Origin of the sequence: Blautia sp. 1033sp1_1033st1_G9_1033SCRN_220408 (genome assembly GCF_040929965.1) — a bacterium.
GTDB lineage: Bacteria > Bacillota > Clostridia > Lachnospirales > Lachnospiraceae > Blautia_A > Blautia_A ammoniilytica.
Genome location: NZ_JBFKZO010000002.1, coordinates 44,999 through 60,065 on the forward strand (window position 1 = coordinate 44,999; position 15,067 = coordinate 60,065).

Below are 15,067 nucleotides of genomic sequence, written 5' to 3' on the forward strand. Positions count from 1 at the left end.
CTAATCAAGTTTACTGTGGTCCATCATCCGAAATTGAACAATTGCCAATATTCCCAATACTACTGCAATAATAAAGGAAAGCGCTGCGGAGTAACCAAATTCACCTGTGCTGAAAGCTTTATAGTACATCCAGGTTAATACACTTTCTGTCTTATGCCCTGGATTTCCATCTGTAATCATTTTGATAGATGTAAATACATTAAAGCCACCAATGGTGAGCATTACAAGTGCAAACAGAATCGTTCCTTTTATGGACGGAATCGTTACATAGAAAAATTTAGCAATGCTTCCTGCACCATCTAATGCTGCAGATTCATATAAGTCCCTTGGAACCGTCTGCAAAGCAGCTAAAAATACTACCATATTCCAGCCAATTCCTTTCCAGGTTCCCAATAGCATTGCAACACTCATTCCCCCCCATCGACTGTCCAGCCAATGGATGTTTCCGCTGGTCAGATGTATTACTTTGGTGAGAAAATAGTTTAACAGTCCTTCGGTGTTAAAAACATATTTAAACACTAAGGATGCAATTACCCAGGAGGTGATAACGGGAAGGTAATATGCCACTCGATAACTAATAGAAAATTTATTAATATTGTTTATGAGCATGGCGACCAGAAGTCCCAGTATCATTTGTGCAGGTACTGTTATCAGCGTATACACAATAGAATTGGAAAATGCCAGGTGAAAATATGAATCTGTTAATACCTCTTTATAATTGGCAAATCCGATGAACTCCTGATCAAACATAGAGCCAAAATCCCATTTGAAAAAGCTGGTGATAAATAACTTTACGATTGGATAAATGGTAAAGAATCCAAAAATCAAAATACCTGGAAGGAGAAGAAATCCAATCTGGATATTCTGGCTTTTCTTTGTTTTCATACGATCCCTCCCGTTAACTTAAGAGTCTGTTCTTTTATTCTTCTGCTAATAAATCGTCTACTTTTTCTGCCAGTTCATCCATGGCATCCTGTGCGCTCTTCTCTTCGTTCATAACAGCACTTACAGCAGTTGCAAGTTCACTGTCGATTTCAGACCAGCAGGATACAGTAGGTCTGGATTCCGCAGATTTAATGGCTTCGATAAATGGTGCAAAATCTGCATTCTTTACGGTATCACTTTCGAGAGTAGCTTTATTTACCGGAATCTGGCTGCATTTTGCCATTTCTTCCTGAGCAAACTCCCCAGTCATAAATTTCATGAATTTCCATGCAGCATCTTTGTTTGCAGTATTAAACATGGAAATATCCTCGCCTCCAAGAACGGAATGAGAACCGCCCTCTCCTTTTGGCATTGGGGCTGTAGCATATTCAAAACCCGGATAAGAGCCTTCCATTTCGGAGATTTTCCATGGACCATCCATGATCATAGCATATCTTCCAGTTCCAAAACCGTCAGTCATTGGAATATCGCCACTGTTCCATCCAGTGATAGCACCCTCTTTATACAGATCAGCCAGTGTCTGGATTGCGTTGACGGTTTCTGTGCTGTTTAAATATCCTGTGGCTTTAGTCTGGTCTTCATTGGTTATGGAACCACCCATGCTCCAGATAAATGGGCATAAATTCCATCCAGCCAAAGCAGGTTCATCATAGCCCCAAATTTGCTGACCGTTTTCATTTTCGCCTGCCAGCTTCTTGCAATCTTCTATAAATTCATCCATAGTGGTTGGTGCCAAAAGACCGGCATCTTCAAAAGCTTTTACATTATAAAATAATATTTTCGTATTTGTATTTAACGCAAGTCCATATGTATCCTGCCCAATTTGCGCAGTACTCATGGCACTTTCCAGAAGACCGTCTGCAACTTCCTGATAATCATCCATTTCCTGGTTTAGCGGTACTAAAATTCCCATTTTTTCAAACTCAGGCACCCAGGCACTGTCAAGGCGTGCTACATCGGGAAGTGTTTCAGATTTGGCACTAATCAGAATCTTTTCATGAAGGTCTGACCATTCATGGGAAACTGCATTTACCTTAATATCAGGATTTTCTTTTTCAAACTCAGGAATCAAAACATTATTCAATGTCTCGTTTTCAGCAGACTGCTCACTATAATGATGCCAGAAATTAATGGTAACCTCTTCTGCATAACAGGGTGCTGTGCCCAATGCTGTCACAAACATTGCTGTTGATAAAATAGCGAATAATTTACTGCTTTTTCTCATCTTTCATTCCTCCTGTTTTCAATACGATACCTTCAAATGCTTTCAAAGATAATTTTATACTTCCCCGGCAGGGAATCATGTCTTCATTAAAATATTTTGTGTTTACCAGCTTTTCTGCCTCATAACTTTCGCCAGTCAAAAGATTCTTATACCTGGCAATTTCCAGAACAGGAAGCCGCACCTCATATTCCTCTTCTGTCCCATTCATAAGAACGTAAATCTGCTGATTTTCTGACTGACATAAATACCCATATATCATTTTTTTACATACAAGTGGTATAATGTTTCCTGTTCGTAGACAGGAATATGATTTTCGGATACTAATTATTTTTTTATAAAAAGATAATACTTCCGTGTTTTGTTTTTCTTTTTCCCATTCCATGCATCTTCTACAATCAGGATCATTATCACCATTTAAGCCAATTTCATCACCATAATAGATGCTTGGAGCTCCTGGAAAACACATCTGGAACAAAGCGGCCAGCTTCAATCGGCGAATATCACCTTTACAGTTCCATAAAAACCGTTCCGTATCATGGCTGTCTAATGGCTGGAAAAGTGCTTGTCTGATTTCTTCCGGATAATGAGAACGCATCTGGCAAATCCTGTGATTAAACATTTTTGCGTCAATACTGCCCCTGGCAAAAAAATCTCTCACACTATCCCGAAATACATAATTCATGATACTATCTACGGATTTTCCATCTAGCAATGAAAACCCGTCTCCCCATGTTTCTCCCAAAAGGAGACAATCCGGATGCGCTGATTTAATTCTGTATCTAATTCTGGCCCACAAAGAGGGATCAATTTCATCAGCTACATCCAGGCGCCATCCATCAATATGATATTCGTTCAGCCAAAAGGCCATCACATTGTAAATATATGATTGCACTTCCGGATTTGCTGTATTCAATTTGGGCATGTATCCATAATCTCCAACACATTCATAATCCGCATCGGTTTCAGATACTTCTACAGGAAATCTCTTGATATAAAACCAGTTACAATACCGTGATAATTCCTGTTTTTCAATTACATCCTGAAACGGAGCAAAATGAATGCTACAGTGATTGAATACTCCGTCAAGAATGATTTTTAACCCATATTTATGACAGGTCTCAACCAGTTCCCGGAATGTTTCCTTTGATCCAAACGAAGGATCGATCTCCAGATAATCCGTTGTAGCATATTTGTGATTAAAATCCCCTTTAAATATAGGAGTCAGATACAGGCATTCTACTCCAAGAGAATCCAGGTATTCCAATTTTTCCAAGATTCCTGCCAAATCTCCGCCCATATAATTCTCTCTATTAGGAGCAGTTCCCCATTCCTGGCATCCGGGAGGATTATTAGAAGGATTTCCGTCAGCAAAGCGTTCCGGGAAAATCTGATAGTAAATCACACCTTTCGCCCATTCAGGAATTTTTAAAACATTAGTTTCATTTGCATAGAGAAATTCATAAAAACCATCTCTGGGTTCATTTTCACTGGTGTCCCATGCATTCTGAAAATAAAGCTTTCCTGTGCTGTCAATCAACCTGAAATAATATTTCAAATATCTTAACGTATCTGTTGTAATCACTTCAGCTGTAAAATGGTCTCTCACTTCATCTCTGATCACACGCTTCATAGGATAACTGCTGATTTTCTCCGGTGCAGTTCTTGGGAAAACCAGCAATTCACAGGTTTTGATATCACCAGCCGCGGCATGTATCGTCACCACTAATCTCTTTCTGCTGGCAAGATACACATCTGGATAGCCTGCGTGATGTTGTACTGCCGGTATATTCATTTTTTCTCCAATTCTGCATTGGTTTTGATATACTTTCGTTATTATACATTTTGAGTAGAAGCTCTTACAATTAACTCTGTAGAAATCAGGTTCTCTCTTTGTATATAATCTTGATCTTTTATTTTATTGATCAAAACCTCTGCTGCCATTTCCCCAAGCTTGTAGGTATCGATATCCACTACGGTAAGTGGCGGATCCATATATTCAGCAAAGGGATAATTATCAAAAGTTACGATTCCAATTTCCTTGGGTACCTGTTTTCCAATTTTCTTCATAGCCTGCAGTACGTGAAAAGCAATTATATTGTTAGAACATAAAAACGCGTCTACATTTTCCTGTTCTGTTGCTTTTATAATTTTTCTTTCCAGTTCTTCCTTATTCTTCTCCTTGAAAATAATACAGGTATCTTTTTTATCCAAAGTTTTCTCATAACCCTGGATTCTTCGTTTAGTAAACATGGCATCCAGATCATCTGCTGCATAAGCAATCTTTTTATAGCCACAGTTAATCAAATGCTCAACTGCTTTTACGCTTCCCTGGAAATTGTCCATATCTACCCAGTTCATAGTTTCATTTTTTTCCGGTTTTTCTCCCATTACTATCCATGGAATATTTTCATTTTTCAGGGCTGATAAAATATTCTGGTTCAATTCTGAAGCAGTCAGAATTAACCCATCCACTCTGTGTCCAAAAATCAGTTCACATGCCGGAGAACTTTTTTCTTCCACATCATTTGTGATCAAAAGACTGTAACCGTTTCTCTGTGCTACTTTTTCCATTGCATAAACACTTCGTGTGAAAAAGGTATTGGCAAATGCATTCTCATTGTCAGCATCTACAACTAATCCAATCGTAAGAGATTTTCCTTTCGCAAGGTTTCGTGCAAGGCTGTTGGGATGATAATTAAGCTCTTTCATTGCTTTATAAACTTTATTTTTCATCTCATCTGAAATAGGTGCTGTTCCATTAATCACTCTTGATACAGTTGATTGAGAAACTCCCACTTTTTTTGCGATATCATTTAATGTTGCCCTCATATGCATCCTCCCTGATATAAGATTATTCTTCTGATCTTTATGTAATCATGATTTTGGTGTTTTGACACCAAAATCATATTATTGAATTAACCCTGTTGTTTTATCGTTATTATAACCTTATATCCAGCATTGTGCAAGCGGTTGCATTCCATGGTAAAAAAATATATTTTGCAATACCTCCTTTCATCTTTTTGTTATGCAAGCGGTTGCATAGCTTGGTTAATTATATGCGCCTTCGTTATGAAAGCGCTTGCATTAGCTATGCTTTAGTAATACCACTTCTTATCAGAAATGTCAATTCAATTTTAAAAGAAACTGATATTTTGTGTATTCTACACAAATTCATGCTCTTATTTTTGTGATACCAGGATTGTGGGAGTGCATCGCACAAAACAATCCGTAGGTATCATAGCCTCGGGCTTTTGCCCAAGACATCATTTTCTAACATACTTAAGTATGATTCAGAAAAATACAGAGCAGTTATACAAAATATGTGTAACTACCCTGTATTTGGTGAGTTTTCTCCTGTGTTTCAAGGGAAAGCAATAATTCTGTTATCTGTTATATCTTTTCTTTTTGCTTACAATTGCTGTGCTGATGGCTACACCGGCACTGGCAATCAACATAGCAAACCATAAAGGCACATTACTGGTATCACCTGTTTGGGGAATTGTGGTTTTTTCTGCTTTGGAGCTTGCTGTATCGCTTGTTTTAGGACCTTTCGTTTCACTTGTTATTGGTTTTTCCGTTTCTTCTGTATTCGGCTTGTTTTCGCTGGGGGTTATGGTCGGCGCAGGTTTACGCTTCCAGGTCGCTTCATATGTTGCATTTCGTCTGTTATATCTTCTTCTGTTTTACTTTCTCCTGAATTACCCTCTTCTGCACTACTTTCTTCTGTACTGCATTCTCCTGTTTTGCTTTCGTCTTTTATGCTTTCGTCTGCTTTGCTTTCGTCTGCTTTACTTTCGTCTGTTACACTCTCTTCGGTTCTGTTTTCTCCCGGTGTACTTTCCTGCTCTGACATCTGAGTCTTTTCTGCTATGGTATCCTTATCTTCCGCAGCAACCGTAGTATCCTCAGTTGCAAATGCTGTTGCAGGCATCACAGACAACAACAGGCAGCCTGTGAGCAAAACAGACAAACACCGGACCTTTCCCTTCTTTCTTTTTTCATTTTTCATAACCAGCCACCATTCTTTCTTTCATTCATAGCTATACTTTTTTGTCTACTCTAATTATAGCATTAGCTCTGCTAGTTGGAAAAATGTTTTTTAGAGGTTGTTATGTAAAAAGAAAAAATATTTCACTTATCTCTTAATCTGTCCATAATAGGCATTATTGCCATGCTTCCTGTAATAATGCTTATCCTGCAGTTCCTGGGGTGCCGGTTTTACATGCGGATTGATCAGCTCACAACGACACGCCATCTTAGCAACTTCCTCAAGCACAACAGCATTATGCACGGCTTCATGAGCATCCTTACCCCAGGTAAAAGGTCCGTGATTCTTGCAGAGCACAGCAGGTACAGCTTCATAATCAAGTTGTTTGAAATGCTCTGCGATCAGAACACCTGTATTTTTTTCATAAGCTTCATCGATTTCCTCTTTTGTCAGGTTACGCACACATGGAACCTCTCCATAAATATAATCTGCATGTGTTGTACCATAGCATGGAATGGATCTGCCGGCCTGAGCCCAGCTGGTTGCCCACTCAGAATGTGTGTGCACGATTCCTCCGATATTCGGGAATTCATTATACAAAACCACATGTGTAGGAGTATCAGAAGAGGGATTATATTCACCTTCTACTTTATTTCCATCAAGGTCAACTACTACCATGTCTTCTGGCCTTAGCTTATCATACTCTACACCACTGGGCTTGATTACAAAAAGTCCTTTTTCACGATCAATACCACTAACATTACCCCAGGTAAAAGTGACCAATCCATATCTGGGAAGATCCATATTTGCTCTGTAAACTTCTTCTTTTAATTTTTCAAGCATACTCGTTCTCTCCTTTTCACACAACGTAAGCCATCGTTTCCGGTAAATACATGGTTATCTTGGAAATCTTGCTCCAAAAAAATTCAACATCTTTTCACCTCGTCTCATATCTTCAAGTAAAGTACTTGTTATATACTATATCAGTTACTGCTTTTTCAGACAAGACTTTGTAATACTGGATATGACTTAATCCATAGAAAAACAAAAAGTTAAATACAGAACGTTCTTATTCATCGCCACCAATGACTTTCTGTTACAAGAAGCAATACAATACTAAGAATCAAGATGGTCACCCTGAATTTCACTATTTTCTTCCCCAATTTTACCATCATAAAATTTTCACTTCCTTTTATATTTGTCTATATTTTTCTTGATTATATCTTAGGCTTTCTCTTAACAACAACAAACAATCCCCCTGTTTTGTCAAAAAGCCAGACAAATATATATGGTTTGCCTAATAAAAATATTTCTGATCAACCGGCTTTTTGTGTCTGACATAAAAAGAGCCGCTGTGTTTTTACAGCGGCCTTCCAATTCTCTCATATTATATTACTTTTATCTGACAAACCTTCATAGCCTCCAGCGCCTGCTCATGGCTCTTGGGCGTTACGCCTGCGCAGCAGAGGGAATCCACAATAATTGGCACCTCCGGCAAAAATGCTTTCAGCAGCATAGCATTGGAGATCACACAGATATCTGTACAAAGACCAACCAGGGTAATACTGTGGATAGTCTGGGATTTATGAAATTCCTTTAGAACCTTTCCTAAGGTTTCGCTTCCAAAAGTTGGCTTATCAATAGGACCGGATTCCAGAAGCTTTGCGATCTCATCCCTGATCTCCCAGCCGTATGTCCCACGGATGCAGTGCTCCACAGGAAGCATTCTTCCCTCCTGGGTCTGAAGATAATCACCGCTGTGAGTATCTCTGGTAGCCAGCACTAGGCCGTTGAAATTCTTTATCTTGTCCACCACATTAGGCACGATTGCTTCCGCTTCTGGTGTGCCTAGGGCTCCGTCAATAAAATCATTCTGCATATCGATCACAACTAAAATGTCCATATTCATCCTCCGTGTTTCACATGCCATCCCAGATACCATATGCTTCCTGGAACTGCTGTCTGCCAATCCTATCTGCAGCTATCTGTCTGGGCCATTTTGCTGATGCCCGGATTGCCGTCAAGATGCTGTGTATTCAATGTTTTTCTTTTCAGTCTCTCCTGCTCAGACTGTTTAAGGATGTAATCTTTGATTTCTTTTGCGTGCCTGATATGCAGCAGTTTAAGATCCGGATCTGTTACATCTCCGGTAAAGCAATGAATGGTGCCAAGCCCAAGCATCCGCTCAAACAGGCGGGTCTCAAGACGAACATCGATCACCTTATATAAATAACAGTCATTCTCTTCTTTTTTTAATAAACCTGAATCTACAGTTATGATCTCATCTGTTACAGTATAAGAAGTAAAAGTCCATGGTAAGCCCAAAAACAACAAGGAGCGCTTTTTTTCTTTGTAAGTCATAGTCATATCTCCCTTCCTTTGCCATTGATTTCATCATGTAAATCTAAAAAACAGGTGCATCACTGCACCCAAAGACGAATCGTAACGGTCCATTACCCTTACAATTACCTTCTGAATAGTTACAGCAAATCAATGGATCAGTAAAAATGTACCTTATTTTTGATGAACTGTCAATGCCCGCTGTATAAGCTCCAATGTTTTTTGTGAGTATTGCCATATTCTCACCTGAATTTTCGTAAAGGATTCTTTGCGATTTAGGCTTGACTTTTCTCTGAAAACCTGTAATATAGATATTGCAACATTTGCACTATATTTAGTTGCCAATCAGACAATTATACACAATATATAGGTATATAAAAGAAAGGAAGGGAAAGCATGGAAACAGAGATCAGAACAAATGTTATCAAGCGAAATGGCGAAGAAGTGATCTTCGACAAGAGCAAAATCATAAATGCGATCAAGAAAGCCAATGAAGAGGTTCCGAAGATCCATCAGCTCAGCGAATTCCAGATCATGGCAGTTGCCGAGACTGTGGCTTCCAGAGCCCTGGCTGCCTCTCATGCAGTCAATGTAGAAGATATCCAGGATATGGTAGAGACTGGCATTATGGAGATGCGTGGTTACGAAGTAGCACAGAAATATGTACGCTATCGTTACAAAAGAGAACTTACCCGCAAATCCAATACTACAGATGATAATATCCTCTCCCTGCTGGATCAGATCAATGAAAACGCCAAGCAGGAGAACTCCAATAAGAATCCTACTATCAACTCCACCCAGCGTGATTATATGGCAGGTGAAGTAAGCAAGGATCTTACTATGCGTGTGTTGCTTCCCGAAGATATTGTACGTGCACATGAAGAAGGGATTATCCATTTCCATGATTCAGATTATTATGCCCAGAGGGAACACAACTGCGATCTGATCAATCTTCAGGATATGCTTCAAAACGGTACTGTGATCAGCCAGACCATGATCGAGAAGCCACACAGTTTTTTCACAGCATGTAATGTTACCACCCAGATCGTTGCACAGGTAGCCAGCAACCAGTATGGCGGTCAGTCCTTTACTCTGGCTCATCTGGCTCCATTTGTAGATATTAGTCGTCAGAAGCTTCGCAAGAAAGTTGTAGCGGAACGTATCGCCTGTGGAGAGTCCATGGATGAAGAGATCATTGACAAGATCACAGAGCGCAGACTGAAAGACGAGATCCAGAGCGGTATCCAGACGATCCAGTATCAGCTGATCACACTGATGACCTGTAATGGACAGGCTCCATTTGTTACCATCTTCATGTATTTGGATGAAGTGCCGGAAGGCCGCACCAGAGATGACCTTGCCATGATCATTGAGGAAGTTATGGCACAGCGTATGCAGGGTGTTAAGAATGAGCGTGGTGCCTGGATCACTCCTGCATTCCCTAAACTGATCTATGTGTTGGATGAAGATAATATTACAGAAGATTCCAGATACTGGTATCTTACAGAATTAGCTGCCAAATGTACTGCCAAACGTATGGTTCCGGATTATATTTCCGCCAAGATCATGCGGGAACTGAAAGGAGGCAATGTTTACCCATGCATGGGCTGCCGCTCTTTCCTGACAGTAGAGGACTCTCAGCGTAATGCAGATGGTTCTTACAAGTTCTATGGCCGTTTTAATCAGGGTGTTGTTACCATCAATCTGGTAGATGTAGCCTGCTCTTCCGAAGGCAATATGGACCGTTTCTGGCAGATCCTGGATGAACGTCTGGAACTTTGCCACCGTGCACTCCGCTGCAGACATGAACGCCTTCTTGGTACTGTTTCGGATGTAGCACCTATCCTGTGGCAGTATGGTGCACTTGCCAGACTTCAGAAGGGTGAAACCATTGACAAGCTTTTATATGGCGGCTACTCCACTATTTCACTTGGATATGCAGGTATCCACGAAATGTGTGTACGAATGACAGGCAAATCCCATACGGATCCGGAAGCCCGCCCCTTTGCCCTTCAGGTTATGCAGCGTTTAAATGACAAATGTGCCCAGTGGAAAGCAGCTGAGAATATCAGTTATTCCGTATATGGTACTCCTATGGAATCTACCACTTACCGTTTTGCTAAATGCCTGCAGAAACGCTTTGGTATCATCCCAGGCGTAACAGACCGTAATTATATTACCAACAGTTATCATGTGCATGTAACAGAGGAAATAGACGCTTTCACCAAGCTGAAGTTCGAGTCCGCATTCCAGAAGTTATCTCCTGGCGGTGCCATCAGTTATGTAGAAGTTCCAAATATGCAGAATAACATCCCTGCTGTTTTATCTGTTATGAAATTCATTTATGACAACATTATGTACGCAGAGTTAAATACAAAAAGCGATTACTGTGACATCTGCGGTTATGACGGAGAGATCCTGATCAAAGAGGATGATAATGGCAAGCTGATCTGGGAATGTCCTAAATGCGGTAACCGTGACCAGAATAAAATGAGTGTTGCCCGCAGGACCTGCGGATACATTGGCACCCAGTTCTGGAATCAGGGTCGTACCCAGGAGATCAAGGATCGTGTGCTTCATCTGTAAAACTGATTATCTGTTCCAAAGGAGATTATATTATCATGCATTATGGTACTATTAAGCCATATGACATTGCCAATGGCACCGGCGTTCGTGTAAGCCTGTTTGTTTCTGGCTGCCGTCATCATTGTAAAGGCTGCTTCAATTCCGAAACCTGGAACTTTGATTATGGACAGCCCTTTACAGAAGCAACACACAGATCCATCATAGAGTTTATGAAGCCTTCGTATATAGAAGGCTTCTCTCTTCTTGGCGGTGAGCCTTTCGAGCCTGAGAACCAGCAGGTTCTTGCAGGTCTTCTGAAGGATATCCGCAAGACCTATCCGGACAAAACCATCTGGTGCTACACCGGTTATCTCTACGATGTGGATCTGATCCCGGGAGGTAAGGTCTATACCCCATTTACAGAAGAAATGCTTTCCTGTATAGATGTTCTTGTAGATGGTGAATTTGTAGAAGCTTTGAAAGACATTTCCCTTGCTTTCCGAGGCAGCAGCAACCAGCGGATCCTGCATTTACAAGAAATCCGTAAGCAGGCATAAGCATCACATATGAAGTATCAGATCAAAAAGATCCTGTACCAACTCCGCAGCTTATCATTTCTGCGAATTGATACAGGATCTTCTTTTGTGATCAAATGTTTGTTCCCTCTGACCTTTAAGCCATCCCCAGTCTTCTTGCTTCTTTGATCAAGTCAAACAGACGATGGTTACAAGTTCCTTCCGGCACATCTGTAACGATCACACGCTGGCATTTCTTCATTAGAGCCAGTGCCTGCTCATAGGTTTCCTTAGATATGTCAGAAAAAGGCTGCTCTGTAACTGTTTGTGCGGCCAATTCTTTGGCTAATCGATAATCAATATCATTGGTATAAAGGATGCCTGCTGCAAATGGTATCCCCTCTTTTTGAAGGGAACGGTAAACCGGAATCCCGCTTCCTGCCCCTGAGATCACAAACACCTTTGGCTCCCCTTCCGGTCTTGGAAGTTCAATACTTCCAAAAACAGGATCATAAAAACCATTGTTAATCTCATACAAATCCCTGATGATCTCTTCTTTAAAAATCTCCTCCGGAACCCCGTAATGGGAAATCTGCTCTCCCTTTACGCAGATGATCTTATCTGCAATCTTCTGGGCAAGATCGATCTCATGAAGGGACATAACCACTGTGATCCCTTTTTCCTTTGCCATAGAACGAAGAATGGATAAAAGATCCAGCTTATGACGGATATCCAGAAATGAGGTAGGCTCATCCAGAATGATCATATCTGGTTCCTGACAAATTGCCCTTGCAAGCAGCACTCTCTGTCTCTGACCGTCACTGATGGCATTAAAATCCCTGCCGCCTAGCTCCACTGCATGGACAGCTTTCATCGCCTGATCTACTTTGTCTTCATCTTCTCTTGAAAGCACGCCAAGTCTTCCTGTATAAGGATAACGCCCTGTAGCAACAATATCATGACAGGTCATCAGTTCCGGTCGGATCCTTTCAGTAAGTACCACTGCCATTTCTGTAGACAAGGTCTTATAAGATAATCCCTGCAGATCCCTGGAGGCAATATAGACTCTCCCGCCGATCAGTTCCAGCTGCCTGGTAATACTTTTCAAAATGGTAGATTTACCAGATCCGTTAGGCCCGATGAGAGTAACGATCTCACCTTTTTCAATGTTAATATTAATATCATGGATCAGGGGCTGTTTGTGATAACCTACTGCCAGATCCTTCATCTGAAAATAATAATTCATCAGGCCTGCCTTCCTTTCTTGCGGAGCATCATTACGATTACTACCGGGGCACCGAAAATGGACGTTACTGTACTGATATTCAGTTCCAATGGTGAAAAGGCCATTCTGGCGATCAGGTCACACATCATACAGAACACAGCGCCTCCCAGGAACACGCCTGGAATCACCACAAGTGGCCTGGCTGTTTTCAACGCCAGCTTTACCAGATGAGGCACTGCGATTCCCACAAATGAGATCGGTCCGGCAAAAGCAGTAACACATCCGGAAAGGATACTTGACAAAAGGATCAGAGCAATCTTAAATACTTTAATATTTACTCCCATACTCTGGGCATAAGCTTCTCCAAGCTGGAATGCACCAATAGGCTTTGCCATGAAAAACAGGATCAAAAAGGTAATCCCTATGATAATGGCAGAAACCTGCACATTGCTCCAGCTCATTCCGGAAAAACTGCCCTGGGACCATCCATGAAGATTTACAATGTCCGAATCCTCTGCAAAGGTGATCACAAAATCTGTGATGGCAGAACAGATATATCCGATCATGATCCCGGCTACCAGAAGGGTGGCCATGCTGTGCAGCCTTCTGGAAAACAGAAGGATAAAAGCCACCGATATAAGCGAACCAATAAAAGCCGCCACAACCAGTGTATAGGAAGAAACCACATGGAATCTTTGAAGGAATACGATCATAGTCAAAGCAACCATCATCTTCGCTCCGGAGGAAATCCCAAGCACAAACGGACCTGCAATAGGATTTGAAAAAAAGGTCTGTAATAAAAATCCGGAAAGAGAAAGCCCTCCTCCCAGGATGGCTGCCATCAGGATCCTGGGAAAACGGATTTTCCAAATAATATTGTATGCTGTAGCATCACCGCTTTTAGTGAAAATGATCTTGAAAATATCCGGGACTGATATGTGTACACTTCCTGTGTTAATATTCAGTACAGTGATCAGGCAAAATGCAAAGATCAGGCCTATAAAAACCACTGCATATCTGGATCGTCTCCGGAAATTTTCCATATGAAAGCTTGTATTTTCTGTTGATCTCTCCATCAGCTCACCCTTGTAAGGAAGGTCATATCCTTCTCATCTCCGTCTGTCAGCATCAGATGCACATCCTTGATCAGTTCTCCTACAATGTCTGTAGCCTGATATAGCTGTTTGCCTGTACACCACACATTGCCGTCTTTTACAGCCTTGAAATCTGCAAACAGATCGCTTTTTGCAAGAAGATCGTCAATGCTTGTAATAGGGCTGTCAATGGATGCATTATAAATAAGGTAGTCTGCATTCACCGCCTGATTATAGAATTCCTCCATGGTAAGGCGGACAGAAGATCCTGTGCCTTCTGTATTTTTCAGATCAGGGAAAATATATCTTCCCCCTGCAATCTCGATCATCTTGGGAATATAGTCATCACTGGTACGAACTACTGCGGATCCGTCAGTATTGATATAGAAATAAGCAACGGTTTTCTCTGTGTTGGTAAACCCGCTTAAATCCTCGATCACCTTTGCCTGATCATCAAAGAATGCCGCTGCTTCCTTCTCTTTACCAAGCAGCACACTGTAAAGCTTCACCCATTCCGTTCTTCCCAGCGGATGTGTTTCATAGCTGGAGTGATCGATCATAACCGGGATCCCCAGTTCTTTGATCATCTCAGCCACCTTTGGAGAATGAAGGATCATGGTAGATTCAATAGCAAGATCACAATCCTCATTGATCAGAAGCTCATAATCCGGTTCATCATATTTTCCTGCAAAAAGGATCTTTCCATCTTCCATAGCCTGAGCTGCATCATCCACATACCAGCCGGAGGCCTGTGTCCCTGAAAGTCGGATGCTGTCCAGCCCGTCAATGGCATTGAACAAAGCCATTGCTGAAGTTGCAGCCAGGTAGATCCTGGAAACCGGCTTCTGGATCACAGTAATGCTTTTGTCCATATCTGCCGGAGCTTCTTTGCCTTCCGGAACCACAAGGAACTGACCGTCATCTTTAATATCAATCAGCGCATATCCGTCATTGTAATAAAACACATGAAAACACTGCGCATATTTCAGTTCCATTTCTGACTCATAGGTAAGTCCAGGGATCTGAGGTGCCTCATCCTTAAACTCCTCATCCGCTGCTGTGTCTGAAGCAATTTCTTCTGCCATTACAGGGATGCCTGCTGTAGTAAATGCCATCACAGCAGTAAGCAAGACAGCACATATCCTCTGTTTCATTTTTTTATTAAACATG

13 protein-coding genes are annotated in these 15,067 nt (G+C 41.2%); 2 read left to right on the plus strand and 11 right to left on the minus strand.

Annotated features, from left to right (window positions below):
- The 8 genes from AB5916_RS02035 to AB5916_RS02070 all read right to left on the minus strand — a co-directional run bounded on the left by AB5916_RS02035 (position 1) and on the right by AB5916_RS02070 (position 8,519).
- Positions 1–885: a carbohydrate ABC transporter permease gene (locus tag AB5916_RS02035; RefSeq protein ID WP_368189062.1), complete on the minus strand. Its 885-nt coding sequence runs from the start codon at positions 883–885 to the stop codon at positions 1–3.
- 34 nt (positions 886–919) lie between these two features.
- Positions 920–2,170, minus strand: coding sequence for an extracellular solute-binding protein (locus tag AB5916_RS02040; RefSeq protein ID WP_368189063.1), 1,251 nt, complete (start codon positions 2,168–2,170; stop codon positions 920–922).
- Positions 2,154–3,962: a glycoside hydrolase family 13 protein gene (locus tag AB5916_RS02045; protein ID WP_368189064.1), complete on the minus strand. Its 1,809-nt coding sequence runs from the start codon at positions 3,960–3,962 to the stop codon at positions 2,154–2,156. Before AB5916_RS02045 ends, AB5916_RS02040 begins: the two co-directional genes overlap by 17 nt.
- Positions 3,963–4,003: 41 nt before the next feature.
- Positions 4,004–4,999, minus strand: coding sequence for a LacI family DNA-binding transcriptional regulator (locus tag AB5916_RS02050; RefSeq protein ID WP_173727326.1), 996 nt, complete (start codon positions 4,997–4,999; stop codon positions 4,004–4,006).
- 781 nt (positions 5,000–5,780) lie between these two features.
- Positions 5,781–6,179: a hypothetical protein gene (locus tag AB5916_RS02055; RefSeq protein WP_368189065.1), complete on the minus strand. Its 399-nt coding sequence runs from the start codon at positions 6,177–6,179 to the stop codon at positions 5,781–5,783.
- Positions 6,180–6,305: 126 nt separating this feature from the next.
- Complete coding sequence (locus tag AB5916_RS02060) at positions 6,306–7,001, minus strand: L-ribulose-5-phosphate 4-epimerase (protein WP_158420389.1); 696 nt, start codon at positions 6,999–7,001, stop codon at positions 6,306–6,308.
- Positions 7,002–7,545: 544 nt separating this feature from the next.
- Positions 7,546–8,061, minus strand: a complete 516-nt coding sequence (locus AB5916_RS02065) for a cysteine hydrolase family protein (protein ID WP_368189066.1) — start codon at positions 8,059–8,061, stop codon at positions 7,546–7,548.
- 68 nt (positions 8,062–8,129) lie between these two features.
- Positions 8,130–8,519 (minus strand): PH domain-containing protein, encoded by a 390-nt coding sequence (locus tag AB5916_RS02070; RefSeq protein ID WP_173727322.1) that lies wholly within the window; start codon positions 8,517–8,519, stop codon positions 8,130–8,132.
- A gap of 375 nt (positions 8,520–8,894) precedes the next feature.
- Here AB5916_RS02070 and nrdD point away from each other — a divergent pair, with 375 nt between their 5' ends.
- Positions 8,895–11,084, plus strand: coding sequence for an anaerobic ribonucleoside-triphosphate reductase (nrdD, locus tag AB5916_RS02075; RefSeq protein ID WP_368189067.1), 2,190 nt, complete (start codon positions 8,895–8,897; stop codon positions 11,082–11,084).
- Positions 11,085–11,119: 35 nt separating this feature from the next.
- Positions 11,120–11,620 (plus strand): anaerobic ribonucleoside-triphosphate reductase activating protein, encoded by a 501-nt coding sequence (nrdG, locus tag AB5916_RS02080; protein WP_158420393.1) that lies wholly within the window; start codon positions 11,120–11,122, stop codon positions 11,618–11,620.
- A gap of 115 nt (positions 11,621–11,735) precedes the next feature.
- Here the strand turns inward: nrdG and AB5916_RS02085 are convergent, their stop codons facing one another.
- The 3 genes from AB5916_RS02085 to AB5916_RS02095 are packed head-to-tail and all read right to left on the minus strand — an operon-like array spanning position 11,736 to position 15,066.
- Positions 11,736–12,827: an ABC transporter ATP-binding protein gene (locus tag AB5916_RS02085; RefSeq protein WP_368189196.1), complete on the minus strand. Its 1,092-nt coding sequence runs from the start codon at positions 12,825–12,827 to the stop codon at positions 11,736–11,738.
- The gene (locus tag AB5916_RS02090; protein ID WP_244092937.1) at positions 12,824–13,879 is read right to left on the minus strand and encodes an iron ABC transporter permease; all 1,056 of its coding nucleotides are present in this window, start codon (positions 13,877–13,879) and stop codon (positions 12,824–12,826) included. The genes AB5916_RS02085 and AB5916_RS02090 overlap by 4 nt, the downstream gene beginning before the upstream one ends.
- Positions 13,879–15,066 (minus strand): ABC transporter substrate-binding protein, encoded by a 1,188-nt coding sequence (locus AB5916_RS02095; protein ID WP_368189068.1) that lies wholly within the window; start codon positions 15,064–15,066, stop codon positions 13,879–13,881. The genes AB5916_RS02090 and AB5916_RS02095 overlap by 1 nt, the downstream gene beginning before the upstream one ends.
- Position 15,067 lies beyond the last annotated feature (1 nt).